The sequence below is a fragment of the Pseudomonas sp. LjRoot277 genome, from assembly GCF_964253845.1.
GTDB lineage: Bacteria > Pseudomonadota > Gammaproteobacteria > Pseudomonadales > Pseudomonadaceae > Aquipseudomonas.
The window spans coordinates 522,168-543,465 of the sequence record NZ_CAXURI020000001.1; the positions used below are offsets into that span (position 1 = coordinate 522,168).

Consider the following 21,298-nt stretch of genomic DNA (forward strand, 5'->3'; position numbering starts at 1 on the left):
CTCCCTTTCCCCTCTCCCCTATGGGGAGAGGGCTGGGGTGAGGGGTGGCTTAATGAAGCGACACACAATCAAAGCGAACGCATCACCAAACCCGGCAACTCCGGCAACTTCTTCGGCGAACAAATCCGCACCCGCTTCTGCCGGTTCAACTCGCCGCTAATCAAGCTCACCTGACTCTTGGACACCCCGAACGCCTTGGCCAGAAACGCCATCAAATACGCATTGGCCTTGCCTTCAACCGGCGGTGCCGTCAGGCGGATCTTCAATCGATCCCCATGCAGCCCGCAGAAATCATCGCTGCGGGCCGCCGGTTGCAAGTGACACTCCAGAATCAGGTCATCACCGTCCCAGCGAAAGTAGCTCACCGGGTCAGATCAGCAAACGGAGGATTTCCGGCATCATCGTCATGGCGGCGAGGTTGTTGATCACCAGCATGTCGATCAGCTTGAGCGCCATGAACGCCAGGATCGGCGAGATATCCAGGCCGCCAAGGTTTGGCAGGATCTTGCGGAACGGCGCCAGGGCTGGTTCGCAGATCTGGTTCACCAGCTCGGCGCCAGGGTTATGGCTGCCCGGTGCGACCCAGGACAGGATCACGCTGATGATCAGGGCAAAGAAGAAAATCTTCAGGAACAGCGCTGTCACGCCAATCAGCGACCAGATCAGCAATTGCAGCGGGTTACCGGTGGTGCCGTAAGTCAGCAGCAGGGTCAGGGCCATCAGCGCCAGTTGCACGAGGATCGCCAGCACCAGCGAGGACATGTCCAGGCCGAACATGCTCGGGATGATCCGGCGCAACGGCTTGAGCAGCGGCTGGGTGGCTTTCACAGCGAACTGGCAGAGCGGGTTGTAGAAGTTCGCGCGTACCAGTTGCAGCACAAAGCGCAGCAACACGATCAGCAGGTACAGGCTGCCGAGGGTTTGCAGCACGTAGACCGCTGCAGTGTTCAATCCAATCATGTAAGGCTCCTTATTGACCCAATTGTTCGGCCATCTCGGCCGAGCGATGCGCCGCGGCGCCAAGTGCTTTTTCTACCAGGGCTTCGAAGCCGCCGGCCTGGAACGACTTGATCGCCGCTTCCGTCGTGCCCGCAGGCGAGGTCACGCGGCGACGCAGTTCCGCAGCGTCGACGTCACTGGCCACGGCCATGTGAGCAGCGCCCAAAGCGGTTTGCAGGGTCAGTTGTGCGGCGATGTCTGCTGGCAGACCGAGCTTCACACCTGCGGCGGTCATGGCTTCGATCAGCAGGAAGAAGTACGCAGGGCCCGAGCCGGAGACGGCGGTGACCGCGTCCAGTTGTTGCTCTTCATCCAGCCACAGTGCGATGCCGACGGCGGACAGCAGTTCTTGCGCCTGTTTACGTTGCTCGTTGTTCACTTCAGCCGTGGCGAACAAGCCGCTTACGCCCTGACGCAGCAGCGCCGGGGTGTTGGGCATGCAACGCACGATCGGTTGGGCGCCGAGCCAGTTGTTCATGCTGGCGCAGGTGATGCCGGCCGCAATCGAGACCACCAGTTGATTCGGCTTGAGGCTTGGGCGAAGCGCTTCGCAGACGGCTTTCATCGCTTGGGGTTTGACCGCCAGCACGATCACGTCCACGCCCTGAATGGCGTCGGCGTTGTCGGCGAACGCCTCGATACCGTGTTCAGCGTTCACGCGAGCGCGGGTTTCAGCGCCCGGATCGCTGGCGCGGATCTGCGCGGCGTCCAGACCTTTGGCGCGCAGGCCGCCGATCAGGCTGGCTGCCATGTTGCCGGCACCGATAAAGGCAATACGAGTCTTGCTCATGTCAGGTCCTTATAAAGAGAGGAGTCAGCCATTTTTCAAGGCTGGCCGTAGTCGCGGGCACCAAACAGGGCCGTACCGATACGGACCCAGTTGGCGCCTTGGGCGATGGCTGACTCGAGGTCGTGGCTCATGCCCATGGAAAGTGTGTCGAGCGGCAGGCTCAGGCTGGCTTGCAGGCTTTGTACGGCGGCAAAAGCAGCGTCCTGGGCGGCGCGATCTTCGGTTGGCTCGGGGATTGCCATCAACCCGCGCAGCTTGATGCGCGGCAGTTCGCTGATGGCATTGGCCAGGGCCGGCAGGTCGGCCGGGGTGCAGCCGGACTTGCTGGCTTCACCGCTGACGTTGACCTGGATGCAGATGTTCAGTGGGGGCAAATCGGCAGGACGTTGTTCGGACAGGCGTTGTGCGATTTTCAAACGATCCACGGAATGCACCCAGGCGAAGTGCTCGGCGATAGCGCGAGTCTTGTTCGATTGAATGGGGCCGATGAAGTGCCAGATCAAGGGCAGGTCGGTCAATTCGAGCTGTTTGCTCAGGGCTTCCTGCAGGTAGTTCTCGCCAAAGTCGCGCAGCCCGGCGGCATACGCTTCGCGCAGGGCTTCGGCGGGCTTGGTCTTGCTCACAGCCAGCAGCTGGACGCTGTCTTCGTCGCGTTTTGCGGCGACGGCAGCGGCGTGGATGCGTGAACTAACCTGAGCAATGTTGTCTGCTATCGTGGACATCAAGAGGCGCCGGCGGCTGAAGGTTCGCGGCATTCTACTGGAATTGAGGAACGCTATGGATATCACTGAGCTGCTGGCTTTCAGCGCGAAACAGGGCTCGTCCGACTTGCATCTGTCTGCCGGCCTGCCACCGATGATCCGCGTCGACGGCGATGTGCGGCGCATCAACCTGCCAGCCCTGGACCACAAACAGGTGCAGGCGCTGATCTACGACATCATGAACGACACGCAGCGGGTGGACTTCGAGAAGCACCTGGAGACCGACTTCTCCTTTGACGTGCCCGGCGTGGCGCGTTTTCGGGTTAACGCGTTCAACCACAATCGCGGTGCTGGCGCGGTGTTCCGGACCATTCCGTCCAAGGTCCTGAGCATGGACGACCTCGGTATGGGGGAAGTGTTTCGCAAGATTACCGAAGCGCCGCGAGGGCTGGTGCTGGTGACCGGTCCGACCGGTTCCGGCAAATCCACCACCCTGGCGGCGATGATCGATCACCTGAACACCCATCGCCATCAGCACATCCTCACCATCGAAGACCCGATCGAGTTCGTCCACGAGTCACGCAAATGCTTGATCAATCAGCGTGAAGTCCATCGTGATACGCGCAGCTTTGCCACGGCTCTGCGCTCGGCCCTGCGGGAGGACCCGGACGTGATTCTGGTGGGGGAGATGCGGGATCTGGAGACCATTCGCCTGGCGTTGACCGCCGCCGAAACCGGGCATCTGGTGTTTGGCACGCTGCACACGACCTCGGCGGCGAAAACCATCGACCGGGTGGTGGACGTGTTTCCGGGGGACGAGAAATCGATGGTTCGTTCGATGCTGTCCGAATCGTTGCTGGCGGTGGTATCGCAGACGTTGGTCAAGAAGATCGGCGGCGGGCGGATCGCGGCCCACGAAATCATGCTCGGCACGTCAGCGATCCGTAACCTGATCCGCGAAGACAAAGTGGCGCAGATGTACTCGTCGATTCAGACCGGGGGAAACCTGGGGATGCAGACGCTGGATATGTGCTTGAAGGAGCTGGTAAGCAAGGGCTTGATCAGCCGCGAGCATGCGCGGGAGAAGGCGCGCACGCCGGATGGTTTTTGAGGCTTAAAAGCAAAAGATCGCAGCCTGCGATCTTTTGATCTTGCTTCAAATCAGCGCTGAACAACCTGCAGGGTGTTCTTCTCTTTCGGCATAACCCGCTTGGCAACCACGTAGTGGCTTTCCCAGTAGGGTTTCTTCAGCGTGTCGATGGTCACCGACTTGCCACGACGTGGTGCGTGGATGAAGCGGTCGTTGCCCAGGTAGATGGCAACGTGATTGACCCGACGGCTCTTGATGTTGAAGAAAATCAGGTCGCCAGGCTTCAGATCCTTGCGATCGACTTTCTCCCCATGACCGCTGGCCATGGCGTTGGAAGTGCGCGGCAGGTCAAACGTGGCGTCGTTGAACGCGTATTTCACCAGGCCACTGCAGTCGAACCCTTTACTTGGGCTGCTGCCGCCCCAACGGTAGGGTGTACCGAGGACGTTGACTGCGCGGCTCAGCACATTGCTGCTTTCCTTGGTCGCCATCGGCGGAACCAGGCTGCTTTTGCTGCTCAGTTGTGGAGCGTGTTTTACGGTCTGTTTGTTTTTGCTCGAAGGAGCAGAAACATGGGATTTTTGGGTGTAACCATTAACGTTAGGAAGACGTTGCTCACGATTGGTGGCGTGGGCGGCCAGTGGCATCAAAAGGCAAATGGTTAGCCATGTCTTGAAAAATGGACGCATTAGGCAAGGCTCATATAAGTTAGCGCGCAACTTTATAACAGCTTTTTTGGCCCTTCTGAGGCCGTTGGTCGATTCAACCTTGGGGTCAACGGAACCAAATAAGCGGAAAATAGACGCGATTGTCGGACACAACGCTTGTGGTACAAGGCTTTGACGGGACACAAGGTAGCATTTGCCATACGTCGGCAACCTGTAAAAAAGTCACAAAGATTTAAAGAATATTTATCTATCGTGTGAATCGAGGTCCTTCATGAACACCTATCAACAGCCCGTTTCGCATCAAGACACGCACAGCAAAGTGATCGGTTACCTGCTGTGGATTTTCGGTTTTACCGGCGCTCACCGCTTCTATTACGGCAAGCCAGTGACGGGGACGATCTGGTTCTTCACCTTCGGTTTGTTGGGTATCGGTTGGCTGATCGACGTGTTTCTGATCCCGGCCATGGATCGTGAAGCGGACCTGCGTTTTACCGCCGGGCCTATCGAGTACAACGTGGCGTGGATTCTGCTGACGTTTCTGGGGGTATTCGGCGTACACCGGATGTATCAGGGGAAGTGGATCAGCGGATTGCTGTACCTGGTGACGGGCGGGGTGTTCTTTCTGGGGGTGCTGTATGACTTCTGGACGCTGAATGACCAGGTGTCGATTCGCAACGCCCAGAACAGAGGTGCCTTCCAGTAAATTGTGGCGAGGGAGCTTGCTCCCGCTGGGCTGCGCAGCAGACCTGTTTTGGGGTCGCTTCGCGACCCAACGGGAGCAAGCTCCCTCGCCACATTCTTACGCCTGGTGGCTAATGCGTCCATCCACCAGGGTGTAACGCACCACGCCCGGCAGGCTGTGGCCAATGAACGGGCAGTTTTCACCCTTGGACAGCCAGGTCTCACCAGCCACGGTCGAAGCCGCCGGATCGAACAGCACGATGTCCGCCGGTCCACCTACCGCCAGTTTGCCCGCCGGCAGGCGCAATGCCTCGGCAGGTCCGGTGCTCAAGCGCGCCAACAGCGTTGGCAGGTCCAGTAAACCGTCTTCCACCAGCGTCATCGCCAACGGCAGCAGCAATTCAACGCTGCTGATGCCTGGCTCGGTGGCCCCGAACGGCGCCAGTTTGGCGTCCCGCTCGTGGGGTTGGTGATGACTGGAAATGGCCGAGACCACACCCGATTTCACCGCTTCACGCAGGCCATCGCGGTCGGCGCGGGTGCGCAGCGGCGGCTGGACGTGATAGAGGCTGCTGAAGTCGATCAGCGCTTCGTCGGTCAGGATCAGCTGATACAGGGCGACATCGGCCGTCACCGGCAGGCCGCGAGCCTGGGCCTGAGCGATCAGCGCCACGCCACGGGCGCTGGTGAGCTGGCTGAAGTGCGCGCGCACGCCACTTTGCTCGACCAGCAGCAGATCCCGCGCGAGGGCCACGGTTTCGGCGGTTTCGGGAATACCCGGCAAACCGAGGAAGCTGGCGGTCGGGCCTTCGTGGGCCAGGCCACCTTCGGCCAGATCATGGTCCTGAGAGTTGAAAATCACCGTCAGGTCGAATGTTGCGGCGTATTCCAGCGCCCGGCACAGCGTGCGGGTATTGCGGAAGCTGTCCAGGCCGTTGCCGAAAGCCACGCAACCGGCATCGCGCAAGGCGACCAGCTCGGCCAGCTGTTCGCCGTCCAGGCCTTTGCTCAGGGCGCCGATCGGGAACACCTTGGTGTTGCCGGCCTCGCGGGCGCGGTCGAGGATCAATTCGGCCACGGCCGAGGTGTCCAGCACCGGTTTGGTTTTCGGTGGGCAGCACAGGCTGGTGACACCACCGGCCGCGGCGGCGCGGGTTTCGCTGACGATTGAGCCTTTACGGCTGTAGCCCGGCTCGCGCAGGGCGACGTTCAGGTCAACCAGCCCAGGGGCGGCGACCAGGCCTTTGGCGTCGAGGGTATCGACGGCGACAAAACCGGCCGGCGCGGCGCCAAGGGCAATGATCTTGCAGGCTTCAATATGGATATCAGTAACTTGATCCAGGCCGCTGGCCGGATCGATGACGCGGGCGCCGAGAATGCTGAGCTTCACTGGGCTTTCTCCTGCTCGAATTGGCCTTGCTCGAATTGACGTTGCGCAGTCTGCCCGCTCATGGCCATGGACAGCACGGCCATACGAATCGCGATGCCGTAGGTGACTTGATTGAGGATGACCGAGTGCGGGCCGTCGGCCACCGCCGACTCAATTTCCACGCCGCGGTTGATCGGCCCTGGGTGCATAACGATGCAATCCGGTTTGGCCCCGGCCAGGCGCGCGGTGGTCAGGCCGAACAGGCGGTAGAACTCACCTTCGCTCGGTAGCAGGCCGCCAGTCATGCGCTCACGCTGCAGGCGCAGCATGATCACCACGTCGACGTCTTTCAGGCCTTCGGTCATGTCGGTGTAAACCTTCACGCCGTATTGCTCGATGCCGATCGGCAGCAGGGTTTTCGGCGCGATCACGCGGATGTCCGGGCAACCGAGGGTTTTCAGCGCCAGCATGTTCGAGCGCGCCACCCGCGAGTGCAGGATGTCGCCGACGATAGCCACCGAAAGGTTTTCGAAGCCGCCCTTGTGCCGACGGATGGTGAGCATGTCGAGCATGCCCTGGGTCGGGTGGGCGTGACGGCCGTCGCCGCCGTTGATGATCGCCACTTGCGGGCAGACATGTTCGGCGATGAAGTGCGCCGCGCCGGAATCACCGTGACGCACGACGAACATGTCGGCGGCCATGGCTTCCAGGTTGCGCAGGGTGTCGAGCAGGGTTTCGCCCTTGCTCGCCGACGACGTGGACACGTTCAGGGTGATCACGTCCGCCGACAGCCGCTGGGCGGCCAGTTCGAAGGTGGTGCGGGTGCGGGTGGAGTTCTCGAAGAACACGTTGCACACGGTCTTGCCGCGCAGCAACGGGACTTTCTTCACCGCCCGGGCGCCGACTTCGAGGAACGAGTCGGCGGTGTCGAGGATTTCCGTCAGCAGCTCGCGGCGCAAACCGTCGAGCGAGAGGAAGTGGCGCAGCTGGCCCTGATCATTGAGCTGCAGCGGGCGCTTGGTTTCTAGAGGCGTCATCGCGAGGGGGACTCTCAATAGGGCGAATTAAAGGGCGAGGTCTTGCAGTTCGAGCTTGAGTTCCGGGCCGGACAGTTTCACCCGTTCGTGGGCGGCCAGCGACAGGGTCGCGCCGACCACATTCGGGCGGATCGGCAGCTCGCCGGCGTCCAGGTCCAGCAGGCACACCAATGTCACGCTGGCCGGGCGGCCGTAGTCGAACAGCTCATTGAGGGCGGCGCGGATGGTCCGGCCGCTCATCAGCACGTCGTCGATCAGCACCAGGTGCTGACCTTCGATCTCGAACGGCAGGGCGGACGGGCGCACTTGTGGGTGCAGGCCGTTCTGGCTGAAGTCGTCGCGGTAGAAGGAGACGTCCAGGGTGCCAAGAGGCGAATCGCTGCCCAGTTCATCGAGCAACGCCTGGGCGACCCAGACGCCACCGGTACGAATGCCGATGTAGCGCGGCTCGCTGATGCCACGGTGTTCCAGGTGCGCCTTGAGACGGGTCGCCATCTGGCTGATCAGTTCGGCGGGATTGGGCAGGCTCATGGTTGCTCCTTCTTGGGCCCGAGCCGGGTTCTGCTGGAGAGGTGGCTCGGGTTGTAGCTAAGTAGAGACGCTTGTTGCGGCTCTTCAGGATTCGAACAGTGCGGTGTTTTCGTCGAGCCAGCCTTGCAGCAGCAGGGCGGCGGCGATGGCGTCCACCGGGTTGTCGCGGTAGCTGCCCTTTTGTCCGCCACGATCACGCCGTTCACCCTTGGCTTCGAAGGTGGTCAGGCGTTCATCGTGGGTATAGAAGGGCAGGTTGTAGCGGCCATTGAGGCGGCGGGCGAATTTCTCGGCGCGCAGGCACATGTCGCTCGGCGTGCCGTCCATGTTCAAGGGCAGGCCAACCACCACGGCATCGGGTTTCCACTCTTTAATCAGGGCTTCGACCTGATTCCAGTCGGGAATACCGTTTTGTGCCTTCAAGGTGCACAGCTCGCGGGCCTGGCCGGTAATCACCTGGCCGACCGCAACGCCGATCTGTTTGGTGCCGTAGTCGAAACCCAAAATAAGGCGCAGGGCCATCAGGAGTGTCCCGCCTGGCTGGTCAGCAGGCTGAGATTGACGCCCAGGTGCTTGGCCGCTGCTTCCAGGCGCAGTTCGCTGCTGGTGTTGAACAAAATATCGGCATCGAACGGGCAGGTCAGCCAGGCGTTCTGGGCCAGTTCGGCTTCCAGCTGCCCGGCTTCCCAGCCAGCGTATCCGAGGGCGATCAGGCTTTTCGCCGGACCGACGCCGTCGGCGATGGCGAACAGCACATCCTGGGAGGTCGACAGGGCCAGTTTCTCATCAAGCTCGACGGTGGCCTGATAACTCTGCCCCGAGGGGTGCAGGACAAAACCACGATCGGTCTGCACCGGGCCGCCGATGAAGATCGGCACATGCTGGCAGAGCACCGGCGGTTCGATGTCGGGGCGCAATTGCTCGAGGATATCGGCCAGGTTGAGGTCTTGCGGACGATTGACCACCAGGCCCATGGCACCATTGGCCGTGTGCTCGACGATGTAGGTCAAGGTGTGCGCAAAGTTCGGGTCGACCATGTGAGGCATGGCGATCAGGAATTGATGCTTGAGGTAGCTGGGGCTGACGTTCTTCATGAGCGCTAGTGTGGCGTTGGAGGGGCGAACTGACAAGCTGAGGATGGCGCAATTTGGCAGTCGGCACAGGTCAAATGTGGGAGCGGGCTTGCTCGCGAAGGCGTCGTGTCAGTCGACATCAATGTTGAATGATTGACCGCATTCGCGAGCAAGCCCGCTCCCACAGGGATTTGTGGGGTGTCAGTTGCTGGAGAGTCTGTCCCCGCGGGCAAACTTCCAGGTCCGGATGATTTCCAGACGATCGATATCCGACAAATCCCCGGTAAACGGTGAAAACGGCGCCGCCAGCCGCACGATGCGCTGCGCCGCCTGATCCAGCAGCGGTTGTCCGGACGACTCCAGCACCAGCACTTCAAAGAGCGAGCCGTCGCGGTTGATCGAAACCATCAGGCGCAAATTGCCGTAGATCTGCTTGCGTCGCGCTTCGTCGGGGTAATTCAGATTACCGATGCGCTCGACCTTCTTGCGCCACTCGTCCTTATACCAGGCGCCCTTGTCGCGCATGGTCGACGCGGCGCTCAGGCGGTGGATACGCGGGCGCTTGGCGTACAGCTGTTGTTCGTTGGCCAGTTCCGCTTCCAGGCTGGCGATGTCGCTGGACAGCTGTTCACTGTCGAACGTCGGCGCGGCGACTGCGGGTTTGGTGACGGGCTTGGGTTCTTCGGTTTTGGCCGCGGCCTTTTTCGGCTTGGGCGCGACGGTCGTCACGGCTGCCTTGGGGGCGGCTTCCTGCACTTGAGGCTTGGCCGCTGGCGGTGGCGTGACGTTCTGCACCTTGTTGTCCTGGAAAGGCGCGACCTCGGTGGTCTTGGGAATTGCCTTTTTATCCAGGGTGCCGCTGCCTTGCTGATTCTCTTGAGCGAGAAAATCGGCTTTCTCAGGCTTCTTTTCGCTTTTAAAGGTGGCGAGGGTGATTTCCAGGGTTTTGCTGATTTGCTTGGGTTCGACCATCGTAAAACCGACGCCCAACAGCAAGGCCAGGTGAATCAGCGCCGCGAGAAACAGGGTAAAACCGAGGCGATCAGCCGGGCGCACGCCACGATGGGCGAGTTCAGCGGGCAGATCGGACGGGAGCGTCATGACAAAAAAACCAACATCGCGTTTTTCACAGGCCGCGGATGATAACGCAATGTTGGTCGTTTCTTGGCTGTTCTATATCAACGGGCCTTGAGCTTCTGATCGATGGCATCCATCAGCAGGCCGCCGATGTCGGTGCCAAACGCGTTATCAATCTCGCGAATGCAGGTCGGGCTGGTGACGTTGATTTCCGTCAGATGTTCGCCGATCACGTCCAGACCGACGAACAACAGGCCTTTTTCGCGCAGGGTCGGGCCGACTTGTGCGGCGATCCAGCGATCTTTCTCGGTCAGCGGACGGGCTTCGCCACGGCCACCGGCGGCGAGGTTGCCACGGGTTTCACCGGCGGCCGGAATTCGCGCCAGGCAGTAATCCACCGGCTCGCCGTCGATCATCAGGATGCGCTTGTCGCCATCGACGATTGCCGGCAGGTAACCCTGGATCATGATCTGCTGTTTGCCATGCAGGGTCAGGGTTTCGAGGATCACCGACAGGTTCGGGTGGCCAGCGGTGTGACGGAAGATCGACGAGCCGCCCATGCCGTCCAGCGGCTTGAGGATCACGTCGCCGTGGTGATCGGCGAATTCACGCAGTACGTCCGGGCGACGGCTGACGATGGTCGGCGGCGTGCACTGCGGGAACAGCGTGGCGAACAGTTTTTCGTTGCAGTCACGCAGGCTTTGCGGCTTGTTGACTACCAGCACGCCAGCGCGTTCGGCTTGCTCCAGCAGGTAAGTGGAGTAGACGAATTCCATGTCGAACGGCGGATCCTTGCGCATCAGGATCACGTCCAGATCGCTCAGCAGCGCGTCGGTCTCGGCGTCGAGTTCGAACCATTTTTCCGGGTTGGCGAAGACTTTCAACGGACGCATCCGCGCCCGCGCCTCGCCTTCAGCCTGGTACAAATCGCCCTGTTCCATATAGAACAGTTCCCAGCCGCGCTTCTGTGCGGCCAGCAGCATGGCCAGCGAGCTATCCTTTTTATAGGAGATGCTGGCGATAGGGTCCATGACAATCCCGACGCGAACGCTCATGGGTTTTTCCTCGAAATTGGGTGGGTCGCAGTGACCTGCAAAAGTGGCGTCAGAGTGGCGCTGAGTGTGTTCCCGGTCAAGGAAAAACCACTGCCAGGGTTGGCCGATAGATTGGTTTTGGAGACTGTGCTAAAAAGGCTGCCATATCGCGCTGGCCCTTGAACATCAAGGGTTTCGAGCCTCCGGTTATCGGAAATGGACAATTTGATTCGCAAAGGCGACGGCAGAGCATTTATGGAACAGCATTCCAGCGCCTTGAAGGTCATGGTGATCGACGATTCGAAAACGATTCGCCGCACTGCCGAAACGCTTTTGAAAAACGTGGGGTGTGAAGTGATCACCGCCATTGATGGTTTCGATGCCTTGGCCAAGATTGCTGACAATCACCCCGGCATCATCTTTGTCGACATCATGATGCCGCGTCTGGATGGTTATCAGACCTGCGCTTTAATCAAGAACAACAGTGCGTTCAAGTCCACGCCAGTGATTATGCTGTCGTCCAAGGATGGGCTGTTCGACAAGGCCAAGGGGCGCATCGTCGGCTCCGACCAGTTTTTGACCAAGCCTTTCAGCAAGGAAGAACTGCTGAACGCGATCCAGGCCCATGTACCGGGCTTCGCCGCCGTTTTGCCGCAGTAGGACACGCACAGTGACGCTCGGCCAGCGGGCCCGGCGTCGACAAGAATGGGGAAGACCATGGCACGTATTCTGATCGTCGATGATTCGCCGACCGAAATGTACAAACTGACCGGCATGCTGGAAAAGCACGGTCATGAAGTGTTGAAAGCCGAAAACGGCGCCGACGGCGTGGCCCTGGCCCGTCAGGAAAAACCTGACGCGGTGCTAATGGACATCGTCATGCCTGGCCTCAATGGTTTCCAGGCGACCCGTCAACTGACCAAAGACCCGGAAACCGGGCACATCCCGGTGATCATCATTACCACCAAGGATCAGGAAACCGACAAAGTCTGGGGCACCCGCCAGGGCGCCAAGGACTACCTGACCAAACCGGTCGACGAAGAAACCCTGATCAAAACCCTGAACAACGTGCTGGCCGGTTGATCGTCCAGCCATGACCGAGTCGCTGACGGCTTTCGAACTGCTGCTGCAGATCGACCAGCGTTGTCGTCTGCTGGCGGCGGACTTGCCGTCCCAGCCGACCCGGCAAGACAGCTGGAGCGGCATCGGCTTCCGTCTGGGCGAGCACTGGTACGTCGCGCCGATGGGCGAGGTCAGCGAAGTGTTGCACGAGCCTCGGTTCACCCAGCTGCCAGGGGTCAGACCCTGGGTCAAGGGCGTGGCCAATCTGCGCGGGCGCCTGTTGCCGATCATCGATTTGTGCGGCTTCTTCGGGCATGAGCTGTCAGCCGTGCGCAAGCAGCGCCGGGTATTGGTGGTGGAGCATAACGAGGTGTTTACCGGGTTGATGGTCGATGAGGTTTTCGGCTTGCAGCACTTTGCCCAGGACAGCCTGGAACCGGTAGATACCTTGAGCGGCCCGATTGCACCGTTCATCAAAGGCCGGTTTCAGCGCGAGCAGACCTGGCAGGTGTTCAGCCCGTATGCGTTGGTGCAGTCACAAAGCTTCATGCACGTAGCGCTGTAAACGGAATGACGCAGATCCAATGTGGGAGCGGGCTTGCTCGCGAAGGCGGTGGGTCAGTCAGCATTGATGTCGAATGAATGACCGCTTTCGCGAGCAAGCCAGCTCCCACAGGGTTCTCGGCAAGGTTCACAGGTGTGGTTAACAGGCGAGGACCGATGATAAAAGCAAAAACAGGCAAGCCAGAAGGGTCGCGCAGCCGGTCACAGATCATCGCGCTGTTCATCGCGCTGATCGTCTTCATCATGCTGCTGTTCGCCAACTTCGCGTACCTCAACACCCAGGCCACGTACGACAAACAGTACATCGGCCACGCCGGTGAGCTGCGCGTGCTGTCCCAGCGCATTGCCAAGAACGCCACCGAAGCTGCTGCCGGCAAGGCGGCGGCGTTCAAGCTGCTGAGCGATGCGCGCAATGACTTTGCCCAACGCTGGGGCTATCTGAAGAAAGGCGATCCCGCCACCGGCCTGCCGCCGGCGCCGTCCACCGTGCGCCCGGAAATGCGCGCCGTGCAGCTGGACTGGGAACGTCTGTTGAAAAACACCGACGCGATCCTCTCCAGCGAGCAGACCGTGCTGTCGTTGCATCAAGTCGCCGCGACCCTGGCCGAAACCGTGCCGCAGTTGCAGGTCGAGTACGAAAAAGTCGTCGAAACGCTCCTCCAGCGCGGTGCCCCGGCCGCGCAGGTGGCCATGGCGCAGCGCCAGTCGCTATTGGCTGAGCGGATTCTCGGTGCGGTGAACACCGTGCTGTCCGGTGATGAAAACTCGCAGCAGGCCGCCGACGCCTTCGGTCGTGATGCGGCGCGATTCGGCCAGGTACTCAACGGCATGCTCCAGGGCAATCCGTCACTGAAAGTCAGTCAGGTCGAAGACCGCGATGCTCGCGCGCGGTTGATCGAGATTTCTGAGTTGTTCGAGTTCGTCTCGGGTTCGGTGGATGAGATCCTCGAAACCTCGCCGGAGCTGTTCAAGGTCCGCGAGTCGGCCACCCAAATTTTCACCCTGTCGCAGACCCTGCTCGAGGAAGCCTCGCACCTGGCCGGCGGTTTCGAAAACCTGGCCCGTGGGCGCAACACCGACACCATTGGCGGCTATGTGTTGGGCCTGTTGGCGCTGATGTCGATCATCCTCATTGGCTTGGTGATGGTCCGTGAAACCAATCGTCAGCTGCGCGAAACGGCCGAGAAGAACGAGCGCAACCAGAACGCGATCATGCGCCTGCTCGACGAGATCGAAGACCTGGCGGACGGCGACCTGACCGTGACCGCCTCGGTGACCGAAGACTTCACCGGAACCATCGCTGACTCGATCAACTATTCCGTGGACCAACTGCGCGATCTCGTAGCGACCATCAACCTCACCGCTGGCCAGGTCGCCGCCGCCGTGCAGGAAACCCAGGCCACCGCCATGCACCTGGCCCAGGCCTCGGAGCATCAGGCACAGCAGATTGCCGAAGCCTCCACCGCGATCAACGACATGGCCCAGTCCATCGATCAGGTCTCGGCCAACGCCGCGGAATCGTCGGCGGTGGCCGAGCGTTCGGTGGAAATCGCCAACAAGGGCAACGAGGTGGTGCACAACACCATCCACGGCATGGACAATATTCGCGAGCAGATTCAGGACACCGCCAAGCGCATCAAACGCCTCGGCGAGTCCTCTCAGGAAATCGGCGACATTGTCAGCCTGATCGATGACATTGCCGACCAGACCAACATCCTTGCGCTCAACGCGGCGATCCAGGCCTCCATGGCCGGTGATGCCGGGCGCGGTTTTGCGGTGGTCGCCGATGAAGTCCAGCGGCTGGCCGAGCGCTCGTCCGCCGCCACCCGGCAGATCGAAACCCTGGTGCGGGCGATTCAGACCGACACCAACGAAGCAGTGATTTCCATGGAGCAGACCACCACCGAAGTGGTGCGTGGCGCTCGTCTGGCGCAGGATGCCGGAGTGGCCCTGGAAGAAATCGAAGGCGTGTCGAAGACCCTCGCCGCGTTGATCCAGAGTATTTCTAACGCAGCACAGCAACAGACGTCTTCGGCCGGTCAGATTTCCCTGACGATGAACGTGATCCAGCAGATCACCACGCAGACCTCGTCCGGCTCCACCGCCACCGCCGAGAGCATTGGCAACCTGGCGAAAATGGCCAGCCAGCTGCGGCGTTCGGTATCCGGTTTCACCTTGCCGGCCGCCAAGGCGCAGGCTGCGGATAAAGTGTGATGCGCCTTGAGGCGCGCGAATTATGAGTGGAGTGGTTATGGGTGATCGGCACGACTATGTGGCCCTCGAGTGGGTCAAAGGCGAGATTGCCGAAACGCTGAAAGTGGCTCACCAGGCGATTGAAACGTTGCTTGATGACCCGCAGGCGACGCACGCGCTCAGTGAATGCCTGGCGTGCATCCATCAGGTTCACGGCAGTTTGCAGATGGTCGAGTTCTACGGCGCGGCGCTGCTCGCCGAAGAGATGGAACATCTGACCTCCGCCTTGCAACAGAACCGCGTCAGTCATCGCGATGAGACGCTCCACCTGTTGCTGCAAGCCCTTGGGCAGCTGCCGATTTACCTCGACCGGGTGCAAGGTGCGCGCCGTGACCTGCCGCTGGTGGTGTTGCCATTGATCAACGACCTGCGCAGCGCCCGTGGCGAAAGCCTGTTGTCGGAAACCAGCCTGTTCAGCCCGCAATTGCCGGACCTGCCGCCCCTGGACGAAGAGTCGCTGGCACTGCTGGAACCGGCGGATTTACCCAATGTGCTGCGCAAGTTGCGGCAGATGTTGCAGATGGCCCTGGTCGGACTGCTGCGTGAGCAGGACGGCGAAACCAATCTCGGTTACCTGACCAAGGTTTTTGCGCGCCTCGAGGGGCTGTGCGGCAACGCGCCCTTGAGCCCGTTGTGGCAAGTCGCCTCGGCGCTGGTCGAAGGCATGCGCGGCGGCTCGATTGCCAACAGTCCGGCGTTGCGCAGTCTGTTCAAGGAGGCTGACAAAGAACTGAAGCGCCTGCTCGAACAGGGCATGCCCGGAATCAATCAGCCAGCACCGCTAGAGTTACTCAAGAGTTTGCTGTTCTACATTGCCAAGGCCGAACATCCCACCGGGCAGATGCTGACCATGAAAGATCGCTACGGACTGGACGACGCGCTGCCTGACAGCGCAATGGTCGACGAAGAACGAGCACGGCTGGCCGGTCCCGACCGCGATGCCATGCGCTCGGTGTTGGCCGCTTTGTGTGAAGAGCTGGTGCGGGTCAAGGAACGCCTGGACCTGTTCGTGCGCAGCGACCGCCAGCACACCTCGGACCTCGAAAGCTTGCTGGCGCCCCTGCGGCAAATCGCCGACACCCTGGCGGTGCTCGGTTTCGGCCAGCCACGCAAGGTCATCATCGACCAACTGGCGGTGGTGCTCAGCCTCGCCCAGGGCCAGCGTGAGCCCAACGACGCGATCCTGATGGACGTCGCCGGTGCCTTGCTCTACGTCGAAGCGACCCTCGCCGGCATGGTCGGCACCGTCGAGCCGGAAAGCCAGGAAGACAGCCGCCTGCCGACCACCGACCTGACCCAGATCCATCAGATCGTGATCAAGGAAGCGCGCATCTGCCTGCAACAGGCCAAGGACATGATCGTCGACTACATTGACGCCGACTGGGATCGCCAGCACTTGCAGCCATTGCCGGCGTTGCTGACCCAGGTGCGCGGTGCGCTGGCGATGATTCCGTTGAGCCGTGCGGCGAGCCTGATCGAAACGTGCAACCACTTTATCCGCGAGCACCTGCTGCTCGATCCGGATCATCCCGGTTGGCAGGAACTGGACAGCCTGGCCGACGTCATCACCAGCATCGAGTATTACCTGGAGCGCCTCAGCGACGACCCCGAAGCGCCGGGCGAAAAGTTGCTCGACGTCGCGGAAAAAAGCCTGGCCTCACTCGGCTTTTTCCCCATCGAGCAACAGGTGCCGGTGCTTGAAGATGTGCTCAGCCCGAGTGAAGCGCAGGTCATGCAGGATCTGCAGGAACTGGATGACCCTGAGACCGTCCAGTCACTGGCCGATGTATTGGCCAGCCCCGTGTCCTCCATCAACCCGCCCGCCCTGACGACCCCGGGAAGCCTGTTGCCGCCGCCCACCGGTGAAGAACCGGTGGACGATGAGCTGCGGGAAGTGTTCCTCGAAGAAACCGATGAAGTCCTGGAAATCCTCCGCGAGTACCTGCCGCGCTGGTCGGCCGATCCCGAGAGCAAGTCGGCCCTGAGCGAACTGCGCCGGGCGTTTCATACGTTGAAAGGCAGTGGCCGGATGGTCCGCGCTTTGGTGCTGGGCGAACTGGCCTGGGCGGTGGAAAACCTGCTCAACCGCGTGCTGGAACGCAGCGTTCCGCCGGGGCCAGCGGTGCAACAACTGCTGGGCGATGCGCTGAATCTGCTGCCGGAACTGGTGGCCGAATTTGCCCACCATGCCCAGCGCCAGCGCAACGACGTTGACCAATTGGCCGCACGCGCCCACGCCTTGGCCAAGGGCAATGGGCCGATACCCGACGAGGACGCACAAGACGTCGCCGCCCTCGATCCGCTGCTGCTCGAGATCTTCCGCAACGAAGCCGAAACCCATTTGGGCAGCCTCAACCGCTTCCTCGATCAAGCCGCCGAGCACGTGCCATTGCAGGCCAGCGACGAGTTGCAGCGGGCGCTGCACACCCTCAAGGGCAGCGCCTCAATGGCTGGCGTATTGCCGATCGCCGAGCTGGCAACGCCGCTGGATCAACTGGCCCGTGAGTACAAGGCGCACCTGCTCGCCCTCGACCTGGACGAAGTCGAACTGTTACTCGAAGCCGAAGGACTGTTCCGTCTCGGGTTGCGACAGCTCAAAACCGACCCGTTGGCCGAGATTCCCGGCGCCCGCTCATTGATCGAGCGAACCCAGGCGTTGCTGGCCGAGCGTCTGGAAACGCTCCTGAGTTCACCGAATACCGGGTTGCGCATCAAGCGTGATCCGCAACTGATCAACAACTTCCTCGCGAAAGGCATGGACATCCTGCTCGACGCCGAAAGCCTGTTGCAACGCTGGCAGCAACATCCCGGCGAGCGGCAGGAACTCAGCGCATTGCTGGACGAATTGACCACCCTCGGCGAAGGCGCGCACCTGGCTGATCTGCATCCGGTGGATGAACTCTGCGAAGCCTTGCTCGACCTCTACGGCGCGGTGGAAGAAAGCAGCCTGGCGGTCAGCGAGGCGTTTTTCAACGAGGCGCAAAGTGCCCATGAAGCGCTGATCAACATGCTCGACGAACTGGCCGCCGGCCAGGAAGTCAGCCCGCAACCGGAACGCATTCGGGCCTTGCGCGGGTTGCTCGATGAGAGCCTGGATCCGTCGGCGATGGGGCTGATTCGCAGCGATGGCAGCCGCACGTTGAGCATCCGGGAACTGGGCAGCGCCACGGCTGAGCTGGAACAGACCGCGACCCAGGTTGAGCTGGACGATGAGATCGTTTCGATCTTCCTCGAAGAGGCGGTGGATATCCTCGAAAGCGCCGGCCAGGCCTTGCAACGCTGGCTGAGCGACCCGGACAACGCCGCGCCGCTGTTGTCGTTGCAGCGAGATTTGCACACCCTCAAGGGCGGTGCGCGGATGGCCGAGGTCGAGCCGGTCGGCGATCTGGCCCATGAACTGGAAAGCCTTTACGAAGGGCTGGTGGACCGCCGTTACGCCTACAACGAAGCCTTGGCGCACCTGCTGCAACACAGTCATGACCGGCTCGCGCAGCTGCTTGATCAGTTGCAGTACCAGCGGCCATTGGGCGATCCGGGTGAGCTGATCGAGGCCATTCGCGAGTTTCGCCAGGGCAACGCCAGCGCTGTTGAAACGGTCGAACCGGCACGGAACGAGGATTCACCGGGCCATGATCCGGAGCTGCTGGAGATCTTCCTTGAGGAAGGTTTCGACATCATCGAAAACTCCGGCGCGGCGCTGGTGCGCTGGCAGGCCGAGCCGTCGAATCGTCAGGAAGTGGAAACCCTATTGCGTGACCTGCACACCCTCAAGGGTGGCGCGCGGATGGTGGAAATCGCGCCGATCGGTGACCTCGCCCATGAACTGGAATTCCTCTACGAAGGCCTGTCGGCTGGCGTACTGCAACCCACCGCCGCGTTGTTCGGCTTGTTGCAAAGCAGCCACGACCGACTGGCGCAGATGCTCGACGCGACCCGTGCCGGTCAGCCATTGCCGTCCGCCGATCAACTGATCGACGCGATCAAGAACTTCAGTCATCCGGCCGTGCCCGAAGCACCGGCACCGGTCGTGGCGTCCGCAACACCGAAAATCGAGACGCCCGCACTGCAACCCGATGCCGGCGCGGACATGGTCAAGGTCTCGGCAGAACTGCTCGACGATCTGGTCAATCTGGCCGGCGAAACGTCGATTTTCCGTGGCCGGATCGAACAACAGGTCAATGATGCACGCGTGACCCTGAGCGAGATGGAGACCACCATCGAGCGCATGCGCGACCAGTTGCGTCGTCTCGATACTGAAACTCAGGGGCGGATTCTCAGTCGTCAGCAAGTCGAAGCCGAACGCCTGGGCTACGAAGAATTCGATCCGCTGGAAATGGACCGCCACTCACAATTGCAGCAACTGTCGCGCGCGCTGTTCGAATCCGCCTCCGACTTGCTCGACCTCAAGGAAACCCTCGACCGACGCAATCAGGACGCGGAAAACCTGCTGCAACAGCAGGGCCGCATCAACACCGAATTGCAGGAAGGCCTGATGCGTACGCGCATGGTGCCGTTCGAACGGATGCTGCCGCGCTTGAAGCGGATCGTCCGCCAAGTCTCCAGCGAGCTGGGCAAGGACGTCGAATTCATCGTCGGCAATGCCGAAGGCGAGATGGACCGCAACGTCCTCGAACGCATGGCCGCGCCGTTGGAACACATGCTGCGCAACGCCGTGGATCATGGCCTGGAATCCGCCGAGGTGCGTATCGCGGCGGGTAAACCGGCTCAGGGTCGAATCACGCTCGACCTGTCGCGAGAGGGCGGCGACATCATTTTCGACATCCGCGACGACGGTGCCGGCGTGCCGCTGGACGCGGTGCGGCGCAAGGCGATCAAACGCGGGTTGCTGGCGCCGGACAGCGACATCAGCGACCGCGATGTCCTGCAATTCATCCTGCAACCGGGGTTCTCCACCGCCGAGAAAATCACCCAGATTTCCGGACGCGGCGTCGGCATGGACGTGGTGCATGAAGAGGTCCGGCAGCTCGGCGGCAGCATGAGCATCGACTCTGTGGCCGGGCAGGGCGTGCACTTCCGCATTCGCCTGCCGTTCACTGTGTCGGTCAACCGGGCGCTGATGGTGCAGTGTTTTGATGATCAGTACGCGATCCCGCTGAACACCATCGACGGCATCGTTCGCGTGCTGCCCAATGAGCTTGAAGGGCATTACCGGCTCGATCCGCCGACCTACAAATACGCCGGGCAACACTATGAACTGTGCTACCTCGGCGAACTGCTGAAAACCAGTCACCGCCCGAAACTGCTGGGCCAGAGCCTGCCGCTGCCGGTGTTGCTGGTGCAATGCAACGAGCGGCACATCGCGGTACAAGTCGACTCCATGGCCGGCACTCGCGAGATCGTGGTCAAAAGCCTCGGCCCGCAGTTTGCGGCGGTGCAGGGTTTGTCCGGGGCCACGATTCTCGGCGATGGGCGGGTGGTGCTGATTCTCGATTTGCTGGCACCGATCCGCGCCATGCAGGCCCGTGTGCCGCAACAGCCAGTGACTCAGGAGGCGGAGGTCGAGCCGCACAAGCCACTGCTGGTGTTGGTGGTCGACGATTCGGTCACGGTGCGCAAAGTCACCAGCCGTCTGCTGGAACGTCACGGCATGAATGTGCTGACCGCCAAGGACGGTGTCGACGCCATGCTGTTGCTTGAAGAACACATGCCCGACCTGATGCTGCTGGACATCGAAATGCCGCGCATGGACGGCTTCGAAGTCGCGACCCAGGTACGCGCCGACGAACGTCTGCAACACCTGCCGATCATCATGATCACCTCCCGCACCGGCCAGAAACACCGCGACCGCGCCATGGCCATCGGCGTCAATGACTACCTCGGCAAGCCATACCAGGAATCGGTGCTGCTCGAAAGCATCACCCTGTGGAGCAAAACCCATGCTTGAGCACCGCACCAGCAACCTCACCGGGCTGCTGTTGCCCTTGGCTGACCGCAACCTGATCCTGCCCAATGTCGCAGTTGCGGAGCTTATTGATTACCAACCCAGCGCCTTCGACCTCGACACGCCGCCGTGGTACCTCGGGCGGGTCATGTGGCGGAACCGGCAGATTCCGTTGCTGAGTTTTGAGTCGGCGTGTGGGCAGAAAATCGTCATCGGTGAGCGGGCGCGGATTGTCATCCTCAATGCTCTCGGTGGGCGGCCCGATTTGAAATTCATTGCGCTGCTGGTGCAGGGGATTCCGCGGTCTTACAAGCTTGATAGCCAGTTGAGCTATGTGGATGTGCCGTTGTGTTCGCTCGAACAGGCGGCGGTGCAGGTGGGGGAGCAAGTGGCCAAGGTGCCGAATTTGTTGGCGCTGGAAGAACTGCTAGTGAGTGCGGGTCTGGTCTGACCGGATCCCTGTGGCG

Annotated in this window: 20 protein-coding genes; 8 read left to right on the forward strand and 12 right to left on the reverse strand. The window is 61.2% G+C overall.

The annotated features are described in order from the left end of the window. Window positions 1–68: 68 nt before the first annotated feature. From ACSQ87_RS02490 to ACSQ87_RS02505, 4 genes are read right to left on the reverse strand one after another with little or no spacing between them, the layout of a single operon-like run. Window positions 69–365 (reverse strand): DUF167 domain-containing protein, encoded by a 297-nt coding sequence (locus tag ACSQ87_RS02490; RefSeq protein ID WP_436273298.1) that lies wholly within the window; start codon window positions 363–365, stop codon window positions 69–71. A 4-nt stretch (window positions 366–369) separates the two neighbouring features. Continuing rightward, the gene (locus ACSQ87_RS02495; protein ID WP_150658372.1) at window positions 370–960 is read right to left on the reverse strand and encodes a YggT family protein; all 591 of its coding nucleotides are present in this window, start codon (window positions 958–960) and stop codon (window positions 370–372) included. A 10-nt stretch (window positions 961–970) separates the two neighbouring features. Next, window positions 971–1,789 carry a pyrroline-5-carboxylate reductase gene (gene proC, locus ACSQ87_RS02500; RefSeq protein WP_223431165.1) on the reverse strand — a complete coding sequence of 273 codons (819 nt, stop codon included), beginning with the start codon at window positions 1,787–1,789 and terminating at the stop codon, window positions 971–973. 35 nt (window positions 1,790–1,824) lie between these two features. Further along, the gene (locus ACSQ87_RS02505; protein WP_223431166.1) at window positions 1,825–2,511 is read right to left on the reverse strand and encodes a YggS family pyridoxal phosphate-dependent enzyme; all 687 of its coding nucleotides are present in this window, start codon (window positions 2,509–2,511) and stop codon (window positions 1,825–1,827) included. A gap of 55 nt (window positions 2,512–2,566) precedes the next feature. Here ACSQ87_RS02505 and ACSQ87_RS02510 point away from each other — a divergent pair, with 55 nt between their 5' ends. Next, window positions 2,567–3,601 carry a type IV pilus twitching motility protein PilT gene (locus tag ACSQ87_RS02510; protein ID WP_436273299.1) on the forward strand — a complete coding sequence of 345 codons (1,035 nt, stop codon included), beginning with the start codon at window positions 2,567–2,569 and terminating at the stop codon, window positions 3,599–3,601. A gap of 50 nt (window positions 3,602–3,651) precedes the next feature. Here the strand turns inward: ACSQ87_RS02510 and ACSQ87_RS02515 are convergent, their stop codons facing one another. Further along, window positions 3,652–4,269, reverse strand: a complete 618-nt coding sequence (locus ACSQ87_RS02515) for a C40 family peptidase (protein WP_436273300.1) — start codon at window positions 4,267–4,269, stop codon at window positions 3,652–3,654. A 250-nt stretch (window positions 4,270–4,519) separates the two neighbouring features. On the opposite strand from ACSQ87_RS02515, the gene ACSQ87_RS02520 reads away from it, so the two are divergent. Further along, window positions 4,520–4,951, forward strand: a complete 432-nt coding sequence (locus tag ACSQ87_RS02520) for an NINE protein (protein WP_046045230.1) — start codon at window positions 4,520–4,522, stop codon at window positions 4,949–4,951. A 96-nt stretch (window positions 4,952–5,047) separates the two neighbouring features. Here the strand turns inward: ACSQ87_RS02520 and ACSQ87_RS02525 are convergent, their stop codons facing one another. From ACSQ87_RS02525 to gshB, 7 genes are all read right to left on the reverse strand, one after another. Beyond that, window positions 5,048–6,319, reverse strand: coding sequence for a dihydroorotase (locus tag ACSQ87_RS02525; protein WP_008152614.1), 1,272 nt, complete (start codon window positions 6,317–6,319; stop codon window positions 5,048–5,050). Beyond that, window positions 6,316–7,335: an aspartate carbamoyltransferase catalytic subunit gene (locus tag ACSQ87_RS02530; RefSeq protein WP_223431167.1), complete on the reverse strand. Its 1,020-nt coding sequence runs from the start codon at window positions 7,333–7,335 to the stop codon at window positions 6,316–6,318. The genes ACSQ87_RS02525 and ACSQ87_RS02530 overlap by 4 nt, the downstream gene beginning before the upstream one ends. Before the next feature lie 27 nt (window positions 7,336–7,362). Continuing rightward, window positions 7,363–7,866 (reverse strand): bifunctional pyr operon transcriptional regulator/uracil phosphoribosyltransferase PyrR, encoded by a 504-nt coding sequence (gene pyrR / locus ACSQ87_RS02535; RefSeq protein WP_008152613.1) that lies wholly within the window; start codon window positions 7,864–7,866, stop codon window positions 7,363–7,365. An 84-nt stretch (window positions 7,867–7,950) separates the two neighbouring features. Next, complete coding sequence (gene ruvX, locus ACSQ87_RS02540) at window positions 7,951–8,388, reverse strand: Holliday junction resolvase RuvX (protein ID WP_005792259.1); 438 nt, start codon at window positions 8,386–8,388, stop codon at window positions 7,951–7,953. Next, window positions 8,388–8,960, reverse strand: a complete 573-nt coding sequence (locus ACSQ87_RS02545) for a YqgE/AlgH family protein (protein WP_150658376.1) — start codon at window positions 8,958–8,960, stop codon at window positions 8,388–8,390. The genes ruvX and ACSQ87_RS02545 overlap by 1 nt, the downstream gene beginning before the upstream one ends. 180 nt (window positions 8,961–9,140) lie before the next feature. Further along, complete coding sequence (locus tag ACSQ87_RS02550; protein ID WP_223431168.1) at window positions 9,141–10,040, reverse strand: energy transducer TonB; 900 nt, start codon at window positions 10,038–10,040, stop codon at window positions 9,141–9,143. Between the two features lie 77 nt (window positions 10,041–10,117). Further along, window positions 10,118–11,071 (reverse strand): glutathione synthase, encoded by a 954-nt coding sequence (gshB, locus tag ACSQ87_RS02555; protein WP_140675026.1) that lies wholly within the window; start codon window positions 11,069–11,071, stop codon window positions 10,118–10,120. Between the two features lie 234 nt (window positions 11,072–11,305). On the opposite strand from gshB, the gene pilG reads away from it, so the two are divergent. The 6 genes from pilG (at window position 11,306) to ACSQ87_RS02585 (ending at window position 21,282) form a co-directional block, all read left to right on the forward strand. Next, window positions 11,306–11,710 carry a twitching motility response regulator PilG gene (pilG, locus tag ACSQ87_RS02560; protein WP_008152601.1) on the forward strand — a complete coding sequence of 135 codons (405 nt, stop codon included), beginning with the start codon at window positions 11,306–11,308 and terminating at the stop codon, window positions 11,708–11,710. A gap of 57 nt (window positions 11,711–11,767) precedes the next feature. After that, window positions 11,768–12,133, forward strand: coding sequence for a twitching motility response regulator PilH (gene pilH, locus ACSQ87_RS02565; protein WP_008068134.1), 366 nt, complete (start codon window positions 11,768–11,770; stop codon window positions 12,131–12,133). Between the two features lie 10 nt (window positions 12,134–12,143). Next, window positions 12,144–12,677, forward strand: coding sequence for a chemotaxis protein CheW (locus ACSQ87_RS02570; RefSeq protein WP_223431169.1), 534 nt, complete (start codon window positions 12,144–12,146; stop codon window positions 12,675–12,677). 155 nt (window positions 12,678–12,832) lie between these two features. Beyond that, window positions 12,833–14,890 carry a methyl-accepting chemotaxis protein gene (locus ACSQ87_RS02575; protein WP_223431170.1) on the forward strand — a complete coding sequence of 686 codons (2,058 nt, stop codon included), beginning with the start codon at window positions 12,833–12,835 and terminating at the stop codon, window positions 14,888–14,890. 37 nt (window positions 14,891–14,927) lie between these two features. Then, complete coding sequence (locus tag ACSQ87_RS02580; RefSeq protein WP_436275074.1) at window positions 14,928–20,834, forward strand: Hpt domain-containing protein; 5,907 nt, start codon at window positions 14,928–14,930, stop codon at window positions 20,832–20,834. After that, entirely contained in the window at window positions 20,827–21,282 is a 456-nt protein-coding gene (locus tag ACSQ87_RS02585; protein ID WP_046053659.1) for a chemotaxis protein CheW, read from the forward strand. Before ACSQ87_RS02580 ends, ACSQ87_RS02585 begins: the two co-directional genes overlap by 8 nt. Window positions 21,283–21,298: the final 16 nt, after the last annotated feature.

Excerpts from the sequence above, each read along its gene's own strand:
- ACSQ87_RS02510 (WP_436273299.1), top strand. The coding sequence starts at position 2,567 with ATGGATATCACTGAGCTGCTGGCTTTCAGCGCGAAACAGGGCTCGTCC.
- ACSQ87_RS02515 (WP_436273300.1), bottom strand. The coding sequence starts at position 4,269 with ATGCGTCCATTTTTCAAGACATGGCTAACCATTTGCCTTTTGATGCCA.
- ACSQ87_RS02545 (WP_150658376.1), bottom strand. The coding sequence starts at position 8,960 with ATGAAGAACGTCAGCCCCAGCTACCTCAAGCATCAATTCCTGATCGCC.
- ACSQ87_RS02585 (WP_046053659.1), top strand. The coding sequence starts at position 20,827 with ATGCTTGAGCACCGCACCAGCAACCTCACCGGGCTGCTGTTGCCCTTG.
- ACSQ87_RS02550 (WP_223431168.1), bottom strand. The coding sequence starts at position 10,040 with ATGACGCTCCCGTCCGATCTGCCCGCTGAACTCGCCCATCGTGGCGTG.
- ACSQ87_RS02570 (WP_223431169.1), top strand. The coding sequence starts at position 12,144 with ATGACCGAGTCGCTGACGGCTTTCGAACTGCTGCTGCAGATCGACCAG.
- gshB (WP_140675026.1), bottom strand. The coding sequence starts at position 11,071 with ATGAGCGTTCGCGTCGGGATTGTCATGGACCCTATCGCCAGCATCTCC.
- ACSQ87_RS02575 (WP_223431170.1), top strand. The coding sequence starts at position 12,833 with ATGATAAAAGCAAAAACAGGCAAGCCAGAAGGGTCGCGCAGCCGGTCA.
- ACSQ87_RS02580 (WP_436275074.1), top strand. The coding sequence starts at position 14,928 with ATGGGTGATCGGCACGACTATGTGGCCCTCGAGTGGGTCAAAGGCGAG.
- pilH (WP_008068134.1), top strand. The coding sequence starts at position 11,768 with ATGGCACGTATTCTGATCGTCGATGATTCGCCGACCGAAATGTACAAA.
- ruvX (WP_005792259.1), bottom strand. The coding sequence starts at position 8,388 with ATGGCCCTGCGCCTTATTTTGGGTTTCGACTACGGCACCAAACAGATC.
- pilG (WP_008152601.1), top strand. The coding sequence starts at position 11,306 with ATGGAACAGCATTCCAGCGCCTTGAAGGTCATGGTGATCGACGATTCG.
- ACSQ87_RS02530 (WP_223431167.1), bottom strand. The coding sequence starts at position 7,335 with ATGACGCCTCTAGAAACCAAGCGCCCGCTGCAGCTCAATGATCAGGGC.
- ACSQ87_RS02505 (WP_223431166.1), bottom strand. The coding sequence starts at position 2,511 with ATGTCCACGATAGCAGACAACATTGCTCAGGTTAGTTCACGCATCCAC.
- ACSQ87_RS02520 (WP_046045230.1), top strand. The coding sequence starts at position 4,520 with ATGAACACCTATCAACAGCCCGTTTCGCATCAAGACACGCACAGCAAA.
- ACSQ87_RS02495 (WP_150658372.1), bottom strand. The coding sequence starts at position 960 with ATGATTGGATTGAACACTGCAGCGGTCTACGTGCTGCAAACCCTCGGC.
- proC (WP_223431165.1), bottom strand. The coding sequence starts at position 1,789 with ATGAGCAAGACTCGTATTGCCTTTATCGGTGCCGGCAACATGGCAGCC.
- pyrR (WP_008152613.1), bottom strand. The coding sequence starts at position 7,866 with ATGAGCCTGCCCAATCCCGCCGAACTGATCAGCCAGATGGCGACCCGT.